The following is a 3,606-nucleotide window of genomic DNA, read 5'->3' on the forward strand; positions in this document are numbered from 1 at the left end:
CCTCGAACCTCGAACCTCGAACCTCGAACCTCGAACCTCGAACCTCGAACCTCGAACCTCGAACCTAGCCCTTAAAAGCGTCTTGTAGTGGTGGCACTACTTGCTTTTTACGGCTTAATACGCCGTCTAGCCATACTTTACCGTCTTCTGGTTTTTCACCATACGCTTGCTCAACTAGGCTAGCATCGTCTGAAGCAATTAGCATTTGTGAGCCTTCTTTCATAATGTCGGTCAGTAGTAAAAATACTGAATGACGACCGCCTTCTTCTTTAAGCTTCGCGATGTCAGCTTCAAGGTCGGCTTTAATCTCGTCAAATACTGCAAGGTCAATAACTTCTAACTGACCAATACCAACAAGGTTACCGTTCATGTTAAAGTCTTTAAAGTCACGCATTACTAAGTCACGTACTGGCGTATCTTCAACGGCTGATTTAACGCGAAACATGTCCATGCCTAGTTCTTTAAAGTCTTCAATGCCTGCAATTTCTGCAAGCGCTTCAACACATTTAATATCGGCCGTAGTACAGGTTGGTGACTTAAAAATAACCGTGTCACTTAAAATAGCGCAAAGCATAATGCCAGCAATGTCTTTAGGGATCTCAACGTTGTAGAAGTCATACATCATTTTAATAATGGTGTTTGAACAACCAACAGGGCGGATCCAACACTCAAGCGGTGTTGATGAGGTTAGGTCACCTAGTTTATGGTGATCAACCACGCCCACTACGCGAGCCTGATCAATATCGTCAGGTGCTTGGGTTTTTTCTGTGTGGTCTACAATATAAACGTCTTCACCAGCATAGCTAAGCTTTAGCTCAGGTGCTTCAAAACCGAATTTATCTAAAATAAATTGTGTTTCCGGTGAAACTTCACCCAGGCGAGTTGGGATTGCTGGTTCATCAATTTGGTTTTTTAAATAAGCCAGTGCAATTGCACCACATATTGAATCTGAATCTGGGATTTTATGGCCCACTACATACATTGACATGACTAAACTCCTTAAAATTTGCCGATATTCTAGCAAAGTCTTTGGGTTTTAACATATAGACAGTGTAATTAAGTTTTGGTTACACTTTAAATCGATATTATTAATTGGAAGACCCACATGCAACTCGGCCGCAAAGGTTGGAACAATGTTATTATTTTTTCGATGTTGATTATGATCTTCTTTTTAAATGGACTGCATAAAAACATAGGGAATGATGAAACACAGGCACAATTGCAGCCACTACTTCCTCCTCAAAGTTTTGTATTAACACTTAAATTTATCGACCAAAAAATTGAGCGTATTGGCACTAGTTGGCGTACTACTGCTTTGCAAAAAAGTGTACCGCTTAGTTGGCAAGGTTCAGAGCAGCAACTTAGTGAGCTAGTGTATTTATGGCAAAATACCGCACTGGTGACCACCACTACACCTGATGCGCTTGATATGAATAAGCCACTATCGGTAGCCACGCTTGAACTCGCCGGTGAGCCCTTACCTTGGGTGTACTTATTATTTGAGGCGAATGGTCAGTATTATTTATTCGATAAAACCAGTCAGCGATTATTGTTGCTAGATTTAACTACTGCAAAACAATTATTTCCAAGTTTTACCTTTTCATAAGTGAGTTTTATTAATGCCTGAATTACCAGAAGTAGAAGTTAGCCGTATGGGCATTACCCCCCATGTACTAAACCAAGTTGTGACTAAGGTAAATATTCATAATGCCAGTATGCGCTGGCCTGTGCCAGATGAGGTGTATCAACTTGAGGGGTTAGTGGTTAGCAGTATTGAACGACGTGCAAAATACTTATTGTTAGAATGCGAGCTAGGCTCGGCTATATTGCATTTAGGTATGTCGGGTAACTTGCGGGTTGTGAACGCCAATGAGCCACTTAAAAAGCATGACCATGTTGAGTTTATTTTAGCGAATAATAAGGCGCTGCGTTTAAACGATCCGCGTCGCTTTGGTTGCTGTTTATGGCAAGCACCCAATGAAGAGCATAAGTTACTTGCTAAATTAGGCCCCGAGCCACTCACCGATGACTTTTTTGCTAAACGTGTTTATGAGCAATCTCGCAATAAAAAAGTGCCTGTTAAACAGTTTATTATGAATAACGCCGTGGTGGTGGGGGTCGGTAATATTTACGCTAACGAGTCGTTATTTAAAGCAGGTATCGATCCGCGAAAAGAAGCCGGTAAAGTAAGCCTAAAACGCTACCAAGCGTTAATCCCAATTATAAAAGACACCCTAGCCGCAGCAATTACTCAAGGCGGCACAACGTTGAAAGACTTTGCCCAAAGTGACGGTAAGCCAGGCTACTTTGCGCAGCAGCTATTAGTGTATGGTCGAAAAGGCCAGCCTTGTGTAAATTGCGACACAGCACTAACAGAAATTCGTTTAGGCCAACGTAGCACCGTTTTTTGTGAGGTGTGTCAGAAGTAATAAAGGTAAAGAGTAAAGTTCTCGGGCTGCGGGTCTCGAAGCTCGTACCTCGCCCCCCGTAGCCCGACACTCGAGCCTAAAACTTTTTGCGGAAAAAACAACCGGCCGGTAGCAATGTAGTTTAAGTGCTGGTATACTCCCGCGTCTGCCACGTTGCGTTCTATGTCCTCATATAGTTTAGCCACTTGTGAGCGGCGAAAAAGTCTAAAACTCGAAGGGGTTGTAGCATACTTAGAGCGGTAGTTAATAATAACTACCTGTGGTTTTAATTGAAAAACATTGGATTTTTATAAATGAAAACGTTTGTTGCTAAACCAGAAACAGTAAAACGTGACTGGTACGTAGTTGACGCTGAAGATAAAACTTTAGGTCGCATCGCTACTGAAATCGCTCATCGCCTACGCGGTAAGCACAAAGCTGAGTACACACCACACGTAGATACTGGTGATTACATCATCGTTATCAACGCTGAGAAAGTTACTGTTACTGGTAACAAATTCAAAGATAAAGTGTACTACGCTCACTCTGGTTTCCCAGGTGGTCTTAAGTCTACTACTTTTGATAAACTTCAAGCTGCAAAGCCTGAAATGATCATCGAAAAAGCTGTTAAAGGCATGTTGCCACGTGGTCCTTTAGGCCGCGCTATGTTCCGCAAACTTAAAGTTTACGCGGGTACTGAGCATAACCATGCTGCACAACAGCCTCAGGTTCTAGACATTTAAGGAGCACTATCATGGCAAATCAATACTACGGTACAGGTCGTCGTAAAAGTTCAAGTGCTCGCGTATTCTTACGCCCAGGCACTGGTAACATCGTAATCAACAAGCGCTCTTTAGAAGAGTACTTTGGTCGCGAAACAGCACGCATGGTTGTTCGTCAAGCTCTTGAGCTTGTAGACATGACTGAAAAATTTGACCTTCACATCACCGTTGCCGGTGGTGGTACTACTGGTCAAGCTGGTGCTATCCGTCACGGTATCACTCGTGCACTTATGGAGTTTGACGAGTCACTACGTCCACAACTTCGTAAAGCAGGTTTCGTTACTCGTGATGCACGTAAAGTTGAACGTAAGAAAGTGGGTCTTAAGAAAGCGCGTAAGCGTCCACAGTTCTCAAAACGTTAATTTTTACGTTATCAAGAATTCAAAAACCCAGCTTATGCTGGGTTTTTTGTTTTT

The 3,606-nt window shown here is 42.6% G+C and carries 5 protein-coding genes; 4 read left to right on the forward strand and 1 reads right to left on the reverse strand.

Annotated elements, in window-relative coordinates; genetic code table 11:
* Positions 1-64: 64 nt before the first annotated feature.
* Positions 65-988, reverse strand: a complete 924-nt coding sequence (locus tag CWB78_RS18115; RefSeq protein ID WP_055013427.1) for a manganese-dependent inorganic pyrophosphatase — start codon at positions 986-988, stop codon at positions 65-67.
* Between the two features lie 117 nt (positions 989-1,105).
* Between CWB78_RS18115 and CWB78_RS18120 the strand changes: the two genes are divergently transcribed.
* From CWB78_RS18120 to rpsI, 4 genes are all read left to right on the forward strand, one after another.
* The gene (locus tag CWB78_RS18120; RefSeq protein WP_138596804.1) at positions 1,106-1,606 is read left to right on the forward strand and encodes a hypothetical protein; all 501 of its coding nucleotides are present in this window, start codon (positions 1,106-1,108) and stop codon (positions 1,604-1,606) included.
* A gap of 13 nt (positions 1,607-1,619) precedes the next feature.
* Positions 1,620-2,429, forward strand: coding sequence for a bifunctional DNA-formamidopyrimidine glycosylase/DNA-(apurinic or apyrimidinic site) lyase (gene mutM, locus CWB78_RS18125; RefSeq protein ID WP_010390658.1), 810 nt, complete (start codon positions 1,620-1,622; stop codon positions 2,427-2,429).
* Between the two features lie 293 nt (positions 2,430-2,722).
* Positions 2,723-3,151, forward strand: coding sequence for a 50S ribosomal protein L13 (gene rplM, locus CWB78_RS18135; protein ID WP_008110876.1), 429 nt, complete (start codon positions 2,723-2,725; stop codon positions 3,149-3,151).
* An 8-nt stretch (positions 3,152-3,159) separates the two neighbouring features.
* Entirely contained in the window at positions 3,160-3,552 is a 393-nt protein-coding gene (gene rpsI / locus CWB78_RS18140) for a 30S ribosomal protein S9 (protein ID WP_024600778.1), read from the forward strand.
* The last annotated feature ends 54 nt before the right edge of the window (positions 3,553-3,606 follow it).

This window comes from Pseudoalteromonas sp. S1612 (genome assembly GCF_005887175.1).
In the GTDB taxonomy this organism is placed as follows: domain Bacteria; phylum Pseudomonadota; class Gammaproteobacteria; order Enterobacterales; family Alteromonadaceae; genus Pseudoalteromonas; species Pseudoalteromonas undina.